The sequence below is a fragment of the Enterobacter sp. 186315 genome (assembly GCF_053290175.1).
This window is the reverse complement of record NZ_JBPTTK010000002.1, coordinates 260,809-279,388: the sequence shown is the minus strand read 5'-3', so window position 1 is coordinate 279,388 and position 18,580 is coordinate 260,809. Positions and strand designations below refer to the sequence as shown.

15 protein-coding genes and 1 other annotated feature are annotated in these 18,580 nt (G+C 57.6%); of the genes, 6 read left to right on the top strand and 9 right to left on the bottom strand.

Annotated elements, in window-relative coordinates; translation table 11 throughout:
* Nucleotides 1-109: 109 nt before the first annotated feature.
* Both dnaJ and dnaK read right to left on the bottom strand, forming a co-directional pair.
* Entirely contained in the window at nucleotides 110-1,255 is a 1,146-nt protein-coding gene (gene dnaJ / locus ACSVHP_RS03715; protein ID WP_234673870.1) for a molecular chaperone DnaJ, read from the bottom strand.
* 87 nt (nucleotides 1,256-1,342) lie between these two features.
* Nucleotides 1,343-3,259 carry a molecular chaperone DnaK gene (gene dnaK, locus ACSVHP_RS03710; protein ID WP_234673869.1) on the bottom strand — a complete coding sequence of 639 codons (1,917 nt, stop codon included), beginning with the start codon at nucleotides 3,257-3,259 and terminating at the stop codon, nucleotides 1,343-1,345.
* A 296-nt stretch (nucleotides 3,260-3,555) separates the two neighbouring features.
* Here dnaK and satP point away from each other — a divergent pair, with 296 nt between their 5' ends.
* The 4 genes from satP (at nucleotide 3,556) to ACSVHP_RS03690 (ending at nucleotide 7,408) form a co-directional block, all read left to right on the top strand.
* Nucleotides 3,556-4,122, top strand: coding sequence for an acetate uptake transporter (satP, locus tag ACSVHP_RS03705; RefSeq protein ID WP_234673868.1), 567 nt, complete (start codon nucleotides 3,556-3,558; stop codon nucleotides 4,120-4,122).
* 283 nt (nucleotides 4,123-4,405) lie between these two features.
* Nucleotides 4,406-5,479 (top strand): FecCD family ABC transporter permease, encoded by a 1,074-nt coding sequence (locus tag ACSVHP_RS03700; RefSeq protein WP_447551028.1) that lies wholly within the window; start codon nucleotides 4,406-4,408, stop codon nucleotides 5,477-5,479.
* On the top strand, nucleotides 5,476-6,252 hold the full coding sequence (locus ACSVHP_RS03695; RefSeq protein WP_447551027.1) for an ABC transporter ATP-binding protein: 777 nt from the start codon (nucleotides 5,476-5,478) through the stop codon (nucleotides 6,250-6,252). The genes ACSVHP_RS03700 and ACSVHP_RS03695 overlap by 4 nt, the downstream gene beginning before the upstream one ends.
* A 19-nt stretch (nucleotides 6,253-6,271) precedes the next feature.
* Nucleotides 6,272-7,408: an ABC transporter substrate-binding protein gene (locus ACSVHP_RS03690; protein ID WP_447551026.1), complete on the top strand. Its 1,137-nt coding sequence runs from the start codon at nucleotides 6,272-6,274 to the stop codon at nucleotides 7,406-7,408.
* A 33-nt stretch (nucleotides 7,409-7,441) separates the two neighbouring features.
* Here the strand turns inward: ACSVHP_RS03690 and ACSVHP_RS03685 are convergent, their stop codons facing one another.
* The 3 genes from ACSVHP_RS03685 to tal form a co-directional block, all read right to left on the bottom strand.
* Nucleotides 7,442-8,731: an MFS transporter gene (locus tag ACSVHP_RS03685; RefSeq protein ID WP_447551025.1), complete on the bottom strand. Its 1,290-nt coding sequence runs from the start codon at nucleotides 8,729-8,731 to the stop codon at nucleotides 7,442-7,444.
* A gap of 121 nt (nucleotides 8,732-8,852) precedes the next feature.
* The gene (mog, locus tag ACSVHP_RS03680) at nucleotides 8,853-9,440 is read right to left on the bottom strand and encodes a molybdopterin adenylyltransferase (RefSeq protein ID WP_447551024.1); all 588 of its coding nucleotides are present in this window, start codon (nucleotides 9,438-9,440) and stop codon (nucleotides 8,853-8,855) included.
* A gap of 109 nt (nucleotides 9,441-9,549) precedes the next feature.
* Nucleotides 9,550-10,503 carry a transaldolase gene (gene tal, locus ACSVHP_RS03675; protein WP_447551023.1) on the bottom strand — a complete coding sequence of 318 codons (954 nt, stop codon included), beginning with the start codon at nucleotides 10,501-10,503 and terminating at the stop codon, nucleotides 9,550-9,552.
* A 263-nt stretch (nucleotides 10,504-10,766) separates the two neighbouring features.
* Between tal and ACSVHP_RS03670 the strand changes: the two genes are divergently transcribed.
* Nucleotides 10,767-12,197, top strand: a complete 1,431-nt coding sequence (locus ACSVHP_RS03670; protein ID WP_417316541.1) for an alanine/glycine:cation symporter family protein — start codon at nucleotides 10,767-10,769, stop codon at nucleotides 12,195-12,197.
* Between the two features lie 66 nt (nucleotides 12,198-12,263).
* Nucleotides 12,264-13,037, top strand: a complete 774-nt coding sequence (gene yaaA, locus ACSVHP_RS03665; protein ID WP_447551022.1) for a peroxide stress protein YaaA — start codon at nucleotides 12,264-12,266, stop codon at nucleotides 13,035-13,037.
* 31 nt (nucleotides 13,038-13,068) lie between these two features.
* Here the strand turns inward: yaaA and ACSVHP_RS03660 are convergent, their stop codons facing one another.
* The 4 genes from ACSVHP_RS03660 to thrA all read right to left on the bottom strand — a co-directional run bounded on the left by ACSVHP_RS03660 (nucleotide 13,069) and on the right by thrA (nucleotide 18,381).
* Complete coding sequence (locus ACSVHP_RS03660) at nucleotides 13,069-13,371, bottom strand: DUF2502 domain-containing protein (protein WP_447551021.1); 303 nt, start codon at nucleotides 13,369-13,371, stop codon at nucleotides 13,069-13,071.
* Nucleotides 13,372-13,697: 326 nt separating this feature from the next.
* Complete coding sequence (thrC, locus tag ACSVHP_RS03655) at nucleotides 13,698-14,984, bottom strand: threonine synthase (protein ID WP_447551020.1); 1,287 nt, start codon at nucleotides 14,982-14,984, stop codon at nucleotides 13,698-13,700.
* Nucleotides 14,985-14,987: 3 nt separating this feature from the next.
* Nucleotides 14,988-15,917 (bottom strand): homoserine kinase, encoded by a 930-nt coding sequence (gene thrB / locus ACSVHP_RS03650; RefSeq protein ID WP_234673857.1) that lies wholly within the window; start codon nucleotides 15,915-15,917, stop codon nucleotides 14,988-14,990.
* 1 nt (nucleotide 15,918) lies between these two features.
* A complete protein-coding gene (thrA, locus tag ACSVHP_RS03645) occupies nucleotides 15,919-18,381 on the bottom strand; it encodes a bifunctional aspartate kinase/homoserine dehydrogenase I (RefSeq protein WP_447551019.1) in 2,463 nt (820 codons plus the stop codon).
* A 25-nt stretch (nucleotides 18,382-18,406) separates the two neighbouring features.
* Nucleotides 18,407-18,523 (bottom strand) — a sequence feature (Thr leader region).
* Between the last annotated feature and the right edge of the window lie 57 nt (nucleotides 18,524-18,580).

The window sequence follows — 18,580 nt, the reverse complement described above, 5'->3', positions numbered from 1 at the left end:
AAAACAGATTAATGTTGAGTATATATTCGCTTTTACCGAAATATACCCACAAATAGAAAAAGCCCGGAATCGCTTCCGGGCTTTTTAAGAAAGATGACCTGCTGTCGACTTAGCGGGTCAGATCGTCGAAGAACTTTTTGACGCCATCGAAGAAGCTTTTAGAGCGCGGGCTGTTTTTCTCGCCCGTTGGGCCGCCAAAGCTTTCCTGCAACTCTTTCAGCAGCTGTTTCTGCTTGTCGTTCAGGCCGACAGGGGTTTCCACCACCACGCGGCACAGCAGGTCGCCCTGCGCACCGCCGCGAACGGATTTCACACCTTTGCCGCGCATACGGAACAGCTTGCCGGTCTGGGTTTCGCCAGGCACTTTCAGGTTCACACGACCGTCCAGCGTTGGCACTTCGATTTCACCGCCCAGCGCCGCCATCGCGAAGTTGATCGGTACTTCGCAGTACAGGTTGTTGCCTTCACGCTCAAAGATAGCGTGCTGCTTCACCTGAACCTGAACGTACAGATCGCCTGCCGGTGCGCCATGCTCGCCCGCTTCGCCTTCGCCGGACAGACGAATACGATCGCCGGTATCGACACCCGCCGGGATTTTGACCGACAGGGTTTTGGTTTTCTCAACGCGACCATGACCGTGACATTTGTTGCACGGATCTTTGATCAGCGTACCGCGACCGTGACAGTGCGGACAGGCCTGCTGCACCGCAAAGAAGCCCTGACGCATCTGCACCTGGCCGGAGCCATGACAGGTTGGACAGGTCTGCGGTTTGGTCCCCGCTTTGGCGCCGCTGCCGTGGCAAACGTCACACTCTTCCAGGGTCGGAATGCGGATCTCTTTCGTGACACCGCGAACCGCTTCTTCCAGCGTCAGATCCATGTTGTAACGCAGATCCGCGCCGCGCGCCGCACGTTGACGCCCGCGACCGCCGCCAAAGATATCGCCAAACACGTCGCCGAAGATATCGCTGAAATCAGCGCCGCCGCCAAAGCCGCCGCCACCAAATCCACCGCCGCCCATGCCGCCCTGTTCAAAGGCCGCGTGACCGTACTGGTCATAGGCTGCACGCTTTTGCGCGTCGGTCAGGATTTCGTAGGCTTCTTTAATCTCTTTGAATTTGGCTTCAGCCTCTTTATCACCCTGGTTACGGTCCGGGTGATATTTCATGGCCAGGCGCTTGTACGCCTTTTTGATTTCACGCTCTTCCGCTGTTTTGGAAACGCCTAAAATCTCGTAATAGTCTTGCTTTGCCATTGGTTTTTTTCAGCCCCTTAACATGCGAGCACGGGCGTGGAGAATTCTCCTACGCCCGTGCCGGTTAATTACCCTGCATCAGGGCGATTATTTTTTGTCTTTAACTTCTTCGAACTCAGCGTCAACAACGTCGTCGTCTTTCGCGTTGTTCGCAGAAGCGTCAGCGCCACCAGCCTGCTGCTGTGCGTGCTGCTGCTGTGCGATTTCCATCAGCTTCTGAGAAACCTGTGCCAGCTCCTGCATCTTCGCTTCGATGTCCGCTTTGTCTTCACCTTTCAGTGAAGATTCCAGCGCGCTCAGCGCAGCTTCGATGGCCGTTTTGTCGTCGGCTGGCAGCTGGTCGCCTGCTTCTTCAACCTGCTTACGGGTGCTGTGCAGCAGGTGGTCACCCTGGTTACGGGTCTGAACCAGCTCTTCGAACTTACGGTCGGATTCAGCGTTAGCTTCTGCATCGCGAACCATTTTTTCGATTTCTGCTTCGTTCAGGCCAGAAGATGCCTTGATGGTGATCTTCTGCTCTTTACCGCTGTTTTTGTCTTTTGCAGACACGTGCAGGATACCATCAGCATCGATATCGAAGGTTACTTCGATCTGCGGCATACCTCGTGGTGCCGGGTTGATACCGTCCAGGTTGAACTGACCCAGAGATTTGTTATCCGCCGCACGCTTACGCTCACCCTGAATCACATGGATGGTTACCGCAGACTGGTTGTCTTCAGCGGTAGAGAACACCTGGCTGTGTTTCGTTGGGATGGTGGTGTTTTTGTTGATGAGCGCAGTCATCACACCGCCCATGGTTTCGATACCCAGAGACAGCGGGGTAACGTCCAGCAGCAGTACGTCTTTCACTTCACCGGTCAGAACGCCGCCCTGAACCGCTGCACCGATAGCAACCGCTTCGTCCGGGTTAACGTCTTTACGTGGCTCTTTACCAAAGAATTCAGCCACTTTCTTCTGAACCATTGGCATACGGGTCTGACCACCCACCAGGATAACGTCCTGGATATCGGATACGGACAGGCCAGCGTCTTGCAGAGCAACTTTCAGCGGCTCGATAGAACGGTTCACCAGGTCTTCTACCAGGCTTTCCAGTTTCGCACGGGTCACTTTGATGTTCATGTGTTTAGGACCGGTCGCGTCTGCGGTGATGTACGGCAGGTTCACGTCGGTCTGCTGAGCGGAAGAGAGTTCAATCTTCGCTTTCTCAGCGGCTTCTTTCAGGCGCTGCATAGCCAGCGGGTCGTTACGCAGGTCAATGCCCTGATCTTTCTTGAATTCGTCAACCAGGTAGTTGATCAGACGGGTATCGAAGTCTTCACCACCCAGGTGGGTATCACCGTTGGTTGCCAGAACTTCGAAGGTTTTTTCGCCGTCAACTTCGTCGATTTCGATAACGGAGATATCGAAAGTACCACCACCCAGGTCGTAAACCGCGATAGTACGGTTGCCAACTTCTTTATCCAGACCGTAAGCCAGTGCCGCTGCGGTTGGTTCGTTGATGATACGTTTTACTTCCAGACCCGCGATACGGCCAGCATCTTTGGTTGCCTGACGCTGAGCATCGTTAAAGTACGCAGGTACGGTGATAACAGCTTCAGTTACCGGCTCACCCAGGTAATCTTCAGCGGTTTTCTTCATTTTTTTCAGCACTTCAGCAGAGATCTGCGGTGGTGCAGTTTTGGTGCCTTTCACGTCAAGCCATGCATCGCCGTTATCTGCCGCGATGATTTTGTACGGCATGATGGAAACGTCACGCTGGACTTCTTCGTCCTGGAAGCGGCGGCCAATCAGGCGTTTGATCGCAAACAGGGTGTTTTGCGGGTTTGTCACTGCCTGACGTTTAGCCGGCTGACCAACCAGAGTTTCACCATCCTGGGTATAAGCAATGATAGAAGGCGTGGTGCGATCGCCCTCGGCGTTCTCCAGCACGCGTGCAGTAGTGCCGTCCATAATCGCTACACAAGAGTTGGTAGTACCCAGGTCGATACCAATAATTTTACCCATCTAAACGTCCTCACTAAAAATTCAGTCAACATGTGGTTGTGTACCTGTAATAAGGGCAGAAGGTGCTTTTTCAACTGCCCAGATTTGAATTTTTTCAGGTCCACACACTGCGGTTGACTACTAGATGGGGTCGCTGCGTCTTGCATCAAGGGGGAAGCATAAAAAAAATTTTAAATTCACCCGGATCAGATCATAGACGGCATCGATTGCGCCCATTATGATGCCGCGCCCCGTCAGGGAGAATTGACGAGGGTTTAACCATTTCACCATATTAATGATGATTTTTTTGAGGACTTATGGGCAACACTAAGTTGGCTAATCCGGCTCCGCTGGGCTTGATGGGTTTTGGCATGACCACTATCCTGCTGAACCTGCACAACATCGGGCTGTTCCCGATGGACGGCATCATCCTGGCGATGGGCATTTTCTACGGCGGTATCGCGCAAATCTTCGCGGGCCTGCTGGAATATAAGAAAGGCAACACCTTCGGCTTGACCGCCTTTACCTCCTACGGCTCGTTCTGGCTGACCCTGGTGGCGATTCTGCTGCTGCCTAAAATGGGCCTAGCAGATGCCTCCAACGCACACTTCCTGGGCGTCTACCTGGGCCTGTGGGGCGTCTTCACCCTGTTCATGTTCTTCGGCACCCTGAAAGGCAACCGCGCATTGCAGTTCGTCTTCCTGAGCCTGACCGTGCTGTTCGCCCTGCTGGCGATTGGCCATCTGGTGGATAACGAAGGCATCGTTCACGTTGCGGGCTGGATCGGCCTGGTGTGCGGCGCAAGCGCAATTTACCTGGCAATGGGTGAAGTGCTGAACGAACAGTTCGGTCGCACCGTACTGCCGATTGGTGAAAAACACTGATCCCCTTTCGTGCCCGCCTCGCGGGCACGAAACTCCCCCTGCCGATAGCTTCCCGTGTAACAGTCTTTTACCGATGCCAGCGCCCGACACGGTTTTTGGCTAACTCTGCGCCAAAACAGAAACGATGATTAAACGGAACTGGAATAATCATCTCATTCAATTGATAAGCATTATCATTGCGATTAATGTTGCCTGGCAAATCCCGGATATTGGATATCAGGCAGCACCCGAAATGGAACGTTAAGGGATAAAACGATTCTGTTGTGTTGCATAAGGTTATCTGATGAATTCCAGCCTTACCGCCAGCAATCAGTCTGGCGAAACCACCGTCGCGTTACGCTACCGTAAAATTCTCGTCAGACGCTTCGCGCTGGCGGGCGTCCTTTTCGCCCTCATTATTTGCTCCCTGCTGCTGGACTTCACCATCGGGCCGTCCGGCATGTCCGTTTCGACGCTCTGGCACACGCTCATTAACGCTTCCGCTGCGGATGCGGGCACCCGGGTCATCGTCTGGGATATTCGCCTGCCGTTTGCCCTGATGGCGGTCGCCGTGGGGATCGCGCTCGGGCTTGCGGGGGCAGAGATGCAAACTATCCTGAACAACCCGCTCGCCAGCCCCTTTACCCTTGGCGTGTCCTCTGCCGCCTCCTTTGGTGCCGCGCTGGCAATCGTGCTGGGGCTGGGCATTCCCGGCATTGACGATAAATGGTTTATTCCAGCGAATGCCTTTGTCTTTGCGCTGCTCGCCTGCTTTATTCTGGACGGCATCAGCCGCTGGACGCGCGTGGCGACCTCCGGCGTAGTGCTGTTCGGAATTGCGCTGGTGTTCACCTTTAACGCCCTGATCTCAATCCTCCAGTTCGTTGCCAGCGAGGACACCCTGCAAGGGCTGGTCTTCTGGACGATGGGCAGCCTGGCGCGCGCCTCGTGGGATAAACTTGCGATCCTCGCCGTCGCGCTGCTGATTATCGTGCCGCTGTCGTTGAAAAACGCCTGGAAGCTCACCGCCCTGCGCCTCGGCGAAGATCGCGCCGTCAGCTTCGGCATCAACGTTAAACAGCTGCGCATGACCACCCTGCTGCGCATCAGCATTATCTCGGCGCTGACGGTTGCCTTCGTCGGCCCGGTCGGCTTTATCGGCCTGGTCGCGCCGCACATCTCACGCATGATGTTTGGCGAAGATCACCGCTTCTACCTGCCGGGCAGCATGCTGATCGGCGCGCTGGTGCTGTCGCTGGCCTCGGTGTTCTCAAAAAATATCGTTCCCGGCGTTATCATCCCCGTGGGCATTGTCACCTCGCTGGTGGGCGTGCCGTTTTTCCTGAGCATCATTATTCGTAACCGGGGGAATGTATGACCGACGGCCTTCGCGTAGACGACCTGCACACCGGCTATCGCAAGAGAGAAATCATTTCCGGGCTGAATACCCCGCTCCTCCCGCGCGGGCAGATCACCGCCCTGCTGGGGCCAAACGGCTCGGGCAAATCGACGCTGCTGCGCGCGCTCGCCGATCTCAATCCCGCGAAGGGAAAACTGCTGCTGAACGGCGAAGATCTGATGACGCTGCCGTCGGCGACGCGGGCGCAAAAGGTGGTTTATCTCCCGCAGTCGTTGCCGCAGGGCGTGCATTTACATGCCCTTGAATCGGTGATTGTGGCGCGTCGGGCAAGCGGCGGCGGCAACATGCACAACGTTGAGCAAGAGGCCTATGCCATTCTCGACAAGCTGGGCGTAGCGCATCTGGCGATGAGCTTCCTCGACCAGCTTTCCGGCGGGCAGAAACAGCTGATTGGGCTGGCGCAGTCGCTTATCCGCGAGCCGGACCTGCTGCTGCTGGACGAGCCGCTCAGCGCCCTCGATCTTAACTACCAGTTTCACGTGATGGATATCGTCGCGCGCGAAACGCGGCAGCGAAATATCGTCACGCTGGTCGTCATTCACGACATCAATATTGCGCTGCGCCACGCCGAGTACGCCCTGATGCTGAAAGGCGGTGAACTGATCGCCAGCGGCGTACCGGGCGAGGTGGTGACGCCAGCGAACCTGGCGACGGTGTACGGCGTGGATGGCCGGGTTGAATACTGTTCCCGTGGGCTACCGCACGTGGTGGTCGACGGTTTAACGCCATAAGAAGTAAGACGGGGAAAACATGACGCTGAAAAAAATCATCGCCGCCGCGGGTGGGCTGGCGCTTTTACTGTCGCCTTTTATCGCCCAGGCGCAGAGCTGGCCGGTCACGGTGACGGATCTCGATAACCGCACGGTCACCATTGAACACGCGCCGCAGCGCATCATATTGCAGGACGGTCGCGACATCTTCGCCCTCGCCCTGCTGGAGCGCGATAACCCGTTTGCGAAGGTGGTCGCCTGGAACAACCTGCCGAAAAAGCAGGACACCGAAACCTGGAACGTGCTGAAGCGCCAGTGGCCGGAAGCGGAAAAGATCCTCGACATGAAGTTTTCCGACCAGGGCAACGTGGATCTTGAAACGGTGATCTCCCGCCAGCCCGACCTGATGATTGCCCAGCTTCGCGCCAAACCCTCGCTTGTACAGACCGGCGTGCTGGCAAAGCTTGAGGCGCTGCATATCCCGGTGGTGTTCGTCGACTATGAGCTGCATCCGGTAGAGAACACCCTGCCGAGCATTGCCCTGCTGGGTAAAGTGATGGATCAGAGCGACCGCGCGCAGGCGTATATCGATTTCTATCAGCAACGCCTGGATACGATCCACCAGCGTCTGGCCGACGCTGGCAAAAAACCGCTGGTGTTTATCGAGCCTATCGCCGGGGTCGGCGGTCTGGATAACGGCTGCTGCTTCACCCACGCCCGAAACGGCTGGGGCGGGCTGGTGGAAGCCGCTGGCGGCACGAATATCGGCTCACAGCTGCTGCCGGGGGCGACGGGGACTGTTTCGGTAGAGAAAATTATCTCGATGAACCCGGATTATTACCTGATGACCGGCTCTAAGCGCCCGGGCAAGGGAACGGCGATTATCCCGTTTGGCTATAACGTTCCGGCAGGCGACGTGGCGACGGCTTTTAATGCCTTAACCGCGCGTCAGGGCGTGGCCAGCATTCCGGCCGTGGCGCAGGGCCATACCGGGGCGCTTTATCATCACTTCTACAACAACCCGTACAACATCGTTGCCATTGAAGCGCTGAGTAAAATCTTCTATCCGCAGCGGTTTAAGGATGTCGATCCGCTGGCGGACTATCACGCCATCATCACCCGCTTTACCCACATTCCGGATGACAACATCATCCTGAGCTATACCCCTTCGCATTAACATATCGGCCGGGCGGAAGCCCGGCCTGCCCGGTTAACTTACCATCACCGGGGCTTCGACCGGCTTCTGACGCAGCCAAAGCCCTAACCCCAGCCCCATTACCGAGAGCGCCAGCACGTACCAGGCGGGTGCCATCGGCGATACGCCCATCAGCAGGGTCACGGCAATCGGGGTTAATCCGCCAAAGATGGCGTAGGACACGTTATACGAGAATGAAATGCCGGTGAATCGCACCTCCGGCGGGAAGGCGCGCACCATCACGTAAGGCACCGCCCCCACCACGCCCACGCACAGCCCCACCGCGCCGTAGAGCAGGAACAGCTGTTCCGGGTGGCTGCCCGCCAGGTGGTAGAAGGTCCAGCTTGAGGCGGCCAGCAGCAGGCTACCGACGATAAAGGTCAGGCTCGCACCCACGCGATCGACCACCAGCCCGGCAATCAGGCAGCCGAAGCAGAGCATAATGGTGGCGATGCTGTTGGCCTGTAGCGTCACCGCCGGGGCGAATCCGTACTGCTTTTGCAGCCAGACCGGGGACATCAAAATCACCACCACGATCCCCGCCGACAGCAGCCAGGTGAGGAGCATCGACACCACCACCGCGCGCCTGTGGCGCACCACCACCGCTTTCACCGGAAGCTCCTGCGCCAGCGCCTTACGCTGCTGCATTTCGATGAAGATCGGCGTTTCCTGTAGCCAGCGGCGCAGGTACATCGCCACCAGGCCGAACGCGCCGCCCAGCAGGAACGGAATGCGCCAGCCCCAGTCGTGGACGTTTTGCTGCGTCATGCTGGTATTGATGATGGTCGCCACCACCGAACCTAGCAGGATCCCCACCGTCAGCCCCGCCGTCAGAGTACCGCAGGCGATACCGATGCGGCGCGCCGGGACGTGCTCGGCGACAAACACCCATGCGCCAGGCACTTCACCGCCAATCGCGGCCCCCTGGAGAATGCGCATCAGCAGCAGCAATAACGGCGCGACTATGCCCATGCTGGCGTAGGTGGGCAGCAGGCCGATGGCCAGCGTCGGCACCGCCATCAGCAGGATGCTGAGGGTAAACATCTTCTTACGCCCGACCAGATCGCCAAAGTGCGCCATCACAATGCCGCCCAGCGGGCGCGCCAGATAGCCCGCGGCGAAGATGCCGAAGGTTTGCACCTGGCGCAGCCACTCGGGGATATCCGCCGGGAAGAAGAGTTCGCCCACCACGGCAGCGAAGAAAACGAAGATGATGAAGTCATAAAACTCCAGCGCCCCGCCGAGTGCCGCGAGGGTGAGGGTTTTATAATCCTGTCGATTCAGAGGTCGGGAGGTATGTGACATAGCGAGCCATTTATCAGTGTTGTGGATTTATTTTTACGGCATTCGTAAACAAAAAATTACTATACCGTAAAATATTCCGCTCGCGATATGAGCTGTAGCTTATGTCACATATGGGTTAATTTCAGGAGATTGTTTCGCGGCGCGCGCTCTTCGGACGAAATGCTGCTACGACCTTCGCATTCGTTTCCACATAAGGTCCGTCGAGCAACTGTATACAATACGGTACACTTGCGAAAATCCCGTGAACCACCACGCTGCCGTCTTCGGCTTTAACCCCTTCCAGCGTCTCTTTAATCGACTTCGGCTGGCCCGGCAGATTGAGGATCAGCGCCTGCTTGCGGATCACCCCGACCTGACGGGAGAGGATCGCCGTTGGCACAAAGTGCAGGCTGATCTGGCGCATCTGTTCGCCAAAGCCCGGCATTTCACGGTCGGCAATCGCAAGGGTGGCATCCGGTGTGACGTCGCGGCGCGCTGGCCCCGTACCGCCGGTGGTCAGAACCAGGTGGCAGCTCATTTCGTCCACCAGCTCACACAGCGTCTGTTCAATGATGGCCTGTTCGTCAGGGATCAGGCGGGTCTGAATTTCAAACGGAGTCGTCAGCGCAGTGCCCAGCCACTCTTCCAGAGCGGGGATGCCCTTATCCTGATAAACACCGCTGGAGGCGCGGTCAGAAATCGACACCAGGCCGATGCGTAAGATATTCATAGTCATTCCAGTCAAATAGTGCAGTCAGCAGGAATGATACACGTAGAGGGGAATTACAGACAGAGGATGAAGGAAGTTGCGTGACCGGGAGCCCGGCCACGCGTCATGATTACAGCAGATCGCCGATCATTTTTTCCAGTTTTTCCTGGTCAACAGCAAACTTACGGATACCGTCCGCCAGTTTGTCTACCGCCATTGGATCCTGGTTGTGCTGCCACAGGAACTCGGACTCAGTGATGCGCTCCGGACGCGCTTTCACTTCACCGGTGTAGGACAGTTTACGCTCGATTGCGCCTTCGCTCTCTGCCAGCTCTTTCAGCAGTGCAGGTGCGATGGTCAGGCGGTCACAGCCGGCCAGCTCGATGATTTCACCGACGTTACGGAAGCTTGCGCCCATCACTACGGTCTCATAGCCGTGCTGTTTGTAGTATTCGTAGATTTCAGTCACGGACACCACGCCTGGATCTTCAGAGGCCGCGTACTCTTTCTTGTCGGTGTTGGCTTTGTACCAGTCCAGAATACGGCCCACAAACGGAGAAATCAGGTATACGCCCGCTTCTGCACACGCACGCGCCTGCGCGAAGGAGAACAGGAGGGTCAGGTTACAGTTGATGCCTTCTTTTTCCAGCTGCTCAGCAGCGCGGATGCCCTGCCAGGTAGACGCCAGTTTGATCAGGATACGGTCGTTGCTGATGCCAGCATCGTTGTACAGTTTGATCAGGCGTTTTGCTTTAGCGATAGACGCTTCGGTGTCGTAGGACAGACGCGCGTCTACTTCAGTAGAGATACGACCCGGAACCAGTTTCAGGATCTCCAGACCGATGTTTACAGCCAGTTTGTCAGTTGCATCCACAACCTGCTGTGCGCGATCGCTGCTCTGGCCTTTCGCCCAAGCCACTGCGTCGTCGATCAGTTTGCGATACTCAGGGATCTGCGCGGCGTTAAGGATCAGAGAAGGGTTAGTTGTGGCATCCTGCGGCTGGTACAACTTCATTGCCGCGATATCTCCGGTGTCAGCTACGACAGTGGTGAACTGACGAAGGGAGGTCAATTTATCCGTCATGATAGTGTTTCTCTTTTAACGTGCCCTGGATAATTCACGCGACCGACAGCTTGCCAGCAGCGGAAAAATGACAGGTTTACTTGTTAGGGGGATGTAACCGGTCTGCCTCTGATGATAACACGGTGGATAGGCAGCGCAACCGCAGACAGTGCGCTTAGGCAATGTATGGTAAACTCCGAATATTAACAGCCTGCTAAGTAACAGCATGGTCAATCAGTGGTAGCGCTTACATATGCATTTTGGCATCAACAAGAGGGACGTTAATGCCTGATTTCCTCTCATTTATCAATGACGTCCTGTGGGGCTCTATCATGATTTATCTGCTTCTCGGGGCAGGGATCTGGTTTACGCTACGCAGCGATTTCATTCAGTTTCGTTATGTGCGCAAGTTCGGCAGAAGCCTGAAAAATAGCGTGACGCCGCAGCCCGGTGGCCTGACCTCGTTTCAGGCGCTTTGCACCAGTCTGGCAGCGCGTATCGGCAGCGGTAATCTGGCGGGCGTGGCGCTTGCCATTGGCGCAGGCGGCCCCGGCGCGGTGTTCTGGATGTGGGTAACTGCCCTCATCGGCATGGCGACCTCGTTTGCCGAATGCTCTCTCGCCCAGCTCTACAAAGAGAAGGACAACCGCGGTCAGTTTCGCGGCGGCCCGGCGTGGTATATGGCGCGGGGTCTGGGTATGCGCTGGATGGGCGTGCTGTTTTCCCTTTTCCTGCTCGTCGCCTATGGCCTGATTTTCAATACCGTGCAGGCGAACTCTGTGGCGCATGCGCTGCGCTACGCTTTCTCGTGTCCCGAGTGGCTGAGCGGCGCCCTGCTCGCCCTCTTCACCCTGCTGACCATCGTCAAAGGCATCCGTGGCGTGGCGCGGCTGATGCAGTGGCTGGTCCCGTTGATGGCGCTGCTGTGGGTGTCGGCCAGCCTGTTCGTTACCGCCACGAACATCACGCTGGTGCCGGACGTGATTGCCACGATATTCCGCAGCGCCTTCGGCTGGCGGGAAGCGGCTTCCGGCGCGCTGGGCTATACCCTCAGCCAGGCGCTCACGGCGGGCTTTCAGCGGGGAATGTTCTCCAATGAAGCCGGAATGGGCTCAACGCCCAACGCCGCTGCCGCCGCCTCGTCATGGCCCCCGCACCCTGCCGCGCAGGGCATCGTGCAGATGATTGGCGTCTTTACGGACACCATTGTGATCTGCTCCGCCAGCGCCATGATTGTGCTGCTGGCAGGCCCCGTTGCGCACGCAGACGGGACGGCCGGGATTCAGATCGTCCAGCAGGCGCTGGTTCACCTTGCCGGAGGCTGGGGCGCGGGGTTTGTTTCCGTTATCGTTGCTCTTTTCGCCTTTAGTTCCATCGTGGTGAATTATCTCTACGCTGAAAATAACCTCATCTTCCTGCGGCTTGACTCTCCCCTTATGCGCTGGCTGCTGCGCACTGGCGTGGTGCTGATGGTGATGGCGGGTTCGTTGCTGAGCCTGCCGATGGTCTGGCAGCTGGCGGATGTGATTATGGCGCTGATGGCCATCACCAACCTGACGGCGATTTTGCTGCTCTCCCCCGTTGTGACGCTTATCGCCAGGGACTATCTTCGCCAGCGCAAGCTCGGCGTGCAGCCGGTATTTGACGCCGCCCGCTATCCCGAAATCGAGGCTCAAATCGCCCGCGGCACGTGGGATGATTTGCCGCGTCAATAACAGGTATCGATCAATTCAGGGCGATTTTTTGCTAAAGTCGCTCTAAATTTCCTGCAAGGACTGGATATGCTGATTCTGATTTCACCTGCCAAAACGCTCGATTACCAAAGCCCGCTCGCCACCGAACGTTATACCCAGCCTGAACTGCTGGATTATTCGCAACAGCTCATCCGTGAGGCGCGTAAACTCTCCGCCCCGCAGATTGCCTCGCTGATGGGCATCAGCGATAAGCTCGCCGATTTGAACGCCACCCGCTTCCACGACTGGCAGCCGGATTTCACGCCAGACAACGCGCGTCAGGCGCTGCTGGCGTTTAAGGGCGATGTGTATACCGGCTTGCAGGCAGAAACGTTCAGCGAAGACGATTTTGATTTTGCCCAGCAGCACCTGCGGATGCTGTCAGGGTTGTACGGCGTGCTGCGCCCGCTGGATCTGATGCAGCCGTATCGTCTGGAGATGGGGATCCGCCTGGAAAACCCGAAGGGCAAAGATCTGTACCATTTCTGGGGAGATATCATTACCGACAAACTGAACGCGGCGCTGCGCGCGCAGGGCGATAAGGTGGTGATTAACCTCGCTTCCGACGAATACTACAAATCCGTGAAGCCGAAGCAGCTCGACGCGGAAATCATTAAGCCGGTGTTCCTCGACGAGAAGAACGGCAAATTCAAGGTGATCAGCTTCTACGCCAAGAAGGCGCGCGGGCTGATGAGCCGCTATATCATTCAAAACCGTCTGACGAAGCCGGAACAGCTGACCGGGTTTAATACCGACGGCTATTTCTTTGACGAAGAAACGTCAGGGAAAGGCGAGCTGGTGTTTAAGCGCCACGAGCAGTAAAACGAAACCCCGCCAGACGGCGGGGTTTGCATTAGCGGTGCTTCCAGTCCGGTCCCGGACGATGATCGTCGTGACGATCGTGGTGAGGGTCAGGACGATCGTCGCGATGGTGATGTTCGTCATGCGGACGCCAGTGGTTATCGCGCCAGTCGTAGTGTGCCTTCCACCAGTTATGGTCGCGCCAGCGGCCGCCATCCCAGTAGTGCCCGCTGTTATCCCGATCGCCGATTTGCAGTTTTACCGCAGGCACGAGGGTGATTTCCGATGCCTGTACCGCCATGGGAGCGACCAGCATCAGTGAAAGCGCGATGAGTGCAGGTTTGAGTGTAGACATGGATGACTCCTTATTATTCTTGCCCGCCGTGGGCCGATGTAAGGAGATTACGTGAGGGGAACCGGGGTTGTTATTCTCTGCAATCCTAATCTCTGAGCGACCGCATTTAGTGGGAATTCCTGCATTTTTACTGCTATTTCTCTCCTTATTTTCTCCATAAAAAAGCCGGGTGGCGGCGTCAGATCTGTGTTGCTGTTGCCGGGTGGCACTGCGCTTACCCGGCCTACGAATCGGTGCTGCTATTGCCGGGTGGCGCTGCGCTTACCCGGCCTACTTTCTGAAACGCTGTAGGCCCGGTAAGGCGTAGCCGCCACCGGGCAACACAATCACGCGCGGGTCATCATCAGCTTACGCAGCGCGGCAAAGTCCGCTGGCAGCTCATGCGACAGCAGCGGCAGGTCGGCACGTTCCGCCAGCTCATTCGGCAGCGGCAGGGTTTCGCCCAGAATCTCCTCCACGCTCTCTTTAAACTTCGCCGGATGCGCCGTTCCCAGGAACAGGCCGTATTCACCCGGATTCAGCTGGTCGCGCAGCGCACGGTATGCGATAGCCGCGTGCGGCTCGGAGGTATACCCCACCGCTTTCAGCTCGCGCATGGTCGCTTTGGTGGTTTCATCGGTCACGGACGCGTAGCCCAGATCGCCCAGACGCCACACCTTGCGGCGGAACAGCTCTTCCACGCGCGGCCAGTTGTTCGGCTGGCTCACGTCCATCGCATTCGACAGGGTGGCCTGCGTCGCGTTCGGCGCCCATTTCCCCTCTTTCAGGAAGCGCGGCACGGTGTCGTTCGCGTTGGTCGCCGCGATAAAGCGCTTCACCGGCAGACCGAGGGATTTCGCCAGCAGGCCTGCGGTCAGGTCGCCAAAGTTACCGCTTGGCACGGAGATCACCAGCTGGTTACGCGCGTCCTGCGGCAGCTGTGCCACCGCTTCGAAGTAGTAGCAAATCTGCGCCAGCAGGCGGCTGATGTTAATAGAGTTCGCCGAGTTCAGCCCCAACGCCACCTTCAGCTCTTCGTCATCGAAGGCCTGTTTCACCAGCGCCTGACAGGCGTCGAAATCACCGTCAATAGCCACGGTTTCAATATTGCCGCCCAGCGTACAGAACAGTTTTTCCTGTAACGGGCTGATTTTCCCTTTCGGATAGAGAATAACGACGCGGACGTTTTTCAGGCCGTAGAACGCGTGAGCCACCGCCGCACCGGTATCGCCGGACGTCGCGGTCAGAATGGTCACCGGCTTGTCGCCGCTGATGTGGGTCAGCATCTGCGCCATAAAGCGGCCGCCGAAGTCTTTAAAGGCCAGCGTCGGGCCGTGGAACAGCTCCAGGCAGCCTACGTCCGGCTCAACCTGCTTCACCGGTGCCGGGAAGGCAAACGCCGCGCGCACGCGCTCTTCCAGCAGCTCCTGCGGGATCTCGTCGCCGATAAACGCAGAGAGAATTTTGGTGCTGCGGGTCACGAAGTCCTGCTTGAGCAGTTCGTCGATCTCGGTCAATTGGAATTCCGGCAGGTCGTGCGGGAAGAACAGCCCCTGATTTTTGCCCAGCCCCTGCGTCACCGCCTGCGCGAAGCTGACCTGCTCGTTATGATCTTTAAGGTTGTAGAGTTTCATTATTTATCCCAGTACTCGTGCGCCCGCCGTGTCCAGACGGCAAATATGAACAAAGCCTTCCTGATTTTGCAGGTAGTGTTTAGAGAGCCACTCCGCCACGCGCTGCGCGGTGTCGGGCTTGTCGCACAGGGCAAACAGCGTCGGGCCGGAGCCGGAGATGCCGCACGCCTGTGCGCCGATATCCATAGACGCCTGACGCGCCTCGTTAAAGCCTGGCAGCAGCTTCGTGCGGTACGGCTCGGCGATCACGTCTTTCATCAGCTTCGCCGCCAGCTGCGGCTGACGGGTGTAGCAGGCGTGAATAAAGCCCGCCAGATGACGCCCGTGAGCGATGCAGTCCTGACGACGATACTGCGCGGGCAGGATCGCACGCGCCTCGGCGGTCGACACCTTAATGCCCGGATAGGCCAGCACCCACAGCCACTCATCAAACCCTGGCACCTGCTGGCTGATGATGCCATTTTCTTCAATCATCAGCTGCATCCCGCCGAGGAAGCACGGCGCGACGTTATCGTAGTGAATGCTGCCGGAAATACGCCCTTCCAGCTCGCCCATCAGCGCGAGCAGGCGATTGTTGTTCAGCGGCTTGCCGCAGTGTTCGTTCATGGCAACCAGCGCGGCCACCACCGAGCAGGCGCTTGAGCCCAGCCCGGAGCCAATAGGCATACTTTTTTCCAGCGTCATGGTGACCGGCACGTTTTTGCCGATCTCCTGACAGAAGCGCTCCCAGCACTGATAAACAATATTCTCGCGCGGATCGGTGGGCAGCTTGCTGGCAAAGCGGCCCACGTTATTCAGGCTGAAACTGTCAGCCGCGTCCACCGTGACCGTATCGCCCAGCAGGGAACCGTCAACCGGCGTCACCGCCGCCCCCAGCACATCAAACCCAACGCTCATGTTGGCGCTGGAAGCCGGGGCATAAACTTTGACCATGTTAAACTCCTAACTTCCATGACAGGGTACGCAGCAGATCGGCGAAAACGCCCGCCGCCGTCACATCGTTCCCTGCGCCATAGCCGCGAAGCACCAGCGGCAGTGGCTGATAATAGTGGCTGTAAAACGCCAGGGCGTTCTCGCCGTTTTTAACTTTGAACAGCGGATCGTTGCCATCCACTTCGGCAATCTTCACGCGGCAAACGCCATCTTCTTCAATGTTGCCAACATAGCGCAATACCTTGCCTTCATCACGGGCTTTCGCCACGCGGGCGGCAAATGCGTCGTCGAGCTGCGGCAGGCGGCTCATAAAGGTGCTGACATCACCGCTGGCATCGAACGCTTCCGGCAGCACCGGTTCGATCACGATATCGGACAGCTCCAGCTCGCGGCCGGTTTCACGCACCAGAATGAGCAGCTTTCGCGCCACGTCCATACCGGAAAGATCGTCACGCGGATCGGGCTCCGTATAGCCCAGCTCGCGCGCCGCGCGGGTCGCTTCCGACAGGCTCATGCCCTCGTCCAGCTTGCCGAAGATAAACGACAGCGAGCCAGAGAGGATCCCGGAGAAACGTTGCAGTTCATCCCCGGCGTTCAGCAGGTTTTGCAGGTTTTCGATAACCGGCAGCCCGGCGCCCACGTTGGTGTCGTAGAGGAACTTACGGCGCGACTTGCTCGCCGCCAGGCGCAGCTGATGGTAGTAATCCATCGACGAGGTGTTGGCCTTTTTGTTCGGCGTCACCACGTGGAACCCTTCGCGCAGGAAATCGGCGTACTGATCGGCCACCGCCTGATTCGACGTACAGTCGACAATCACCGGGTTGAGCAGGTGATACTCTTTCACCAGACGGATCAAACGTCCCAGATTGAACGGCTCTTTGGCCTCGGCCATTTCCGCCTGCCAGTTTTCCAGATTCAGGCCGTGCACGTTGGTCAGCAGGGCCTTTGAGTTGGCAATACCGCAGACGCGCAGATCGATGTGCTTCTTCTTAAGCCAGGCCTGCTGGCGCTTCACCTGCTCCAGCAGCGCGCCGCCGACGCCGCCCACGCCAATCAGGAACAGCTCAATCACCTGGTCGGTGTTGAACAGCATCTGATGCACCACGCGCACGCCGGTGGTGGAATCGTCATTATCAACCACCACGGAAATAGAACGCTCTGAAGAGCCCTGAGCGATCGCCACGATGTTGATGTTGGCACGCGCCAGCGCGGCAAAGAATTTGGCAGAAATGCCGCGCAGGGTGCGCATCCCGTCGCCTACTACGGAGATTACCGCCAGACGCTCCTGAATGGAGAGCGGCTCCAGAAGCTCTTCTTTCAGCTCCAGATAAAACTCCTCTTCCAGCGCACGGCGCGCGCGCAGGCAGTCGGCCTGCGGCACGCAGAAGCTGATGCTGTACTCGGAAGAGGACTGGGTGATCAGCACAACGGAGATACCGTTACGGGACATCGCCGCGAAGACGCGCGCCGCCATGCCCACCATCCCCTTCATGCCGGGGCCGGACACGCTAAACATCGCCATGTTATTCAGGTTGGAGATCCCTTTCACCGGCAGACCGTCTTCATCCGAGCTGGCACCAATCAGCGTGCCCGGCGCCTGCGGGTTACCGGTATTTTTAATCAGGCATGGGATCTGGAACTGGGCAATCGGGGAGATGGTACGAGGGTGAAGCACTTTGGCGCCGAAGTAGGAAAGCTCCATCGCTTCCTGATACGACATCGACTTCAGCAGCCTGGCGTCCGGGACCTGGCGCGGGTCGCAGGTATAAACGCCGTCAACATCGGTCCAGATCTCGCAACAGTCTGCGCGTAAACAGGCGGCCAGCACGGCGGCGGAGTAATCGGAGCCGTTACGGCCCAGCACCACCAGCTCGCCCTTCTCATTCCCGGCGGTAAAACCGGCCATCAGGATCATGTGGTCGGAAGGAATTTTGCTCGCGGCAATACGGCGAGTGGATTCGGCAATATCCACGGTGGATTCGAGGTAATGGCCCACCGCCAGCAGTTTTTCTACCGGATCGATGACCGTCACGCTGTGACCGCGCGCTTCCAGCAGGCCCGCCATGATGGCGATAGAGAGTTTTTCACCGCGGCAGATGAGCGCCGCGTTGATGCTGTCCGGGCACTGACCCAGCAGGCTGATGCCGTGCAGGACATGTTTGATTTGGGCAAATTCTTGCTCAACAAAGGCTTTCAGCTGCGCCTGCGGGAAACCCGGCTGGGCGTCTGCCAGGCCCTGAAGCAGCTCTGTAAAAATGCGCTCAGCGTCGCTGATGTTCGGGAGTGCATCCTGGCCACCGATGGTTTTTTCAATCATCGCCACCAGATGGTTAGTGATTTTCGCCGGGGCAGAAAGCACGGTCGCAACCTGCCCCTGCCTGGCATTGCTCTCCAGGATATCGGCAACACGCAGAAAACGTTCTGCATTTGCCACTGATGTACCGCCGAACTTCAACACTCGCATGGGATTACCTCGTTACCTTTAGCCGAAAAAAAAAGCCCGCACTGTTCGGTGCGGGCTTTTTTCTGTTTTTCCTGTACGCGTCAGCCCGCATCGCTACCTGTGGTAATGATGGTGGTTGTTGTAATGGTGGTGATGCTGATGCGTGTCATGGATGTTGTATACTCTGTCATTATTATCTGTCTGTCCTGTATTCTTTTAG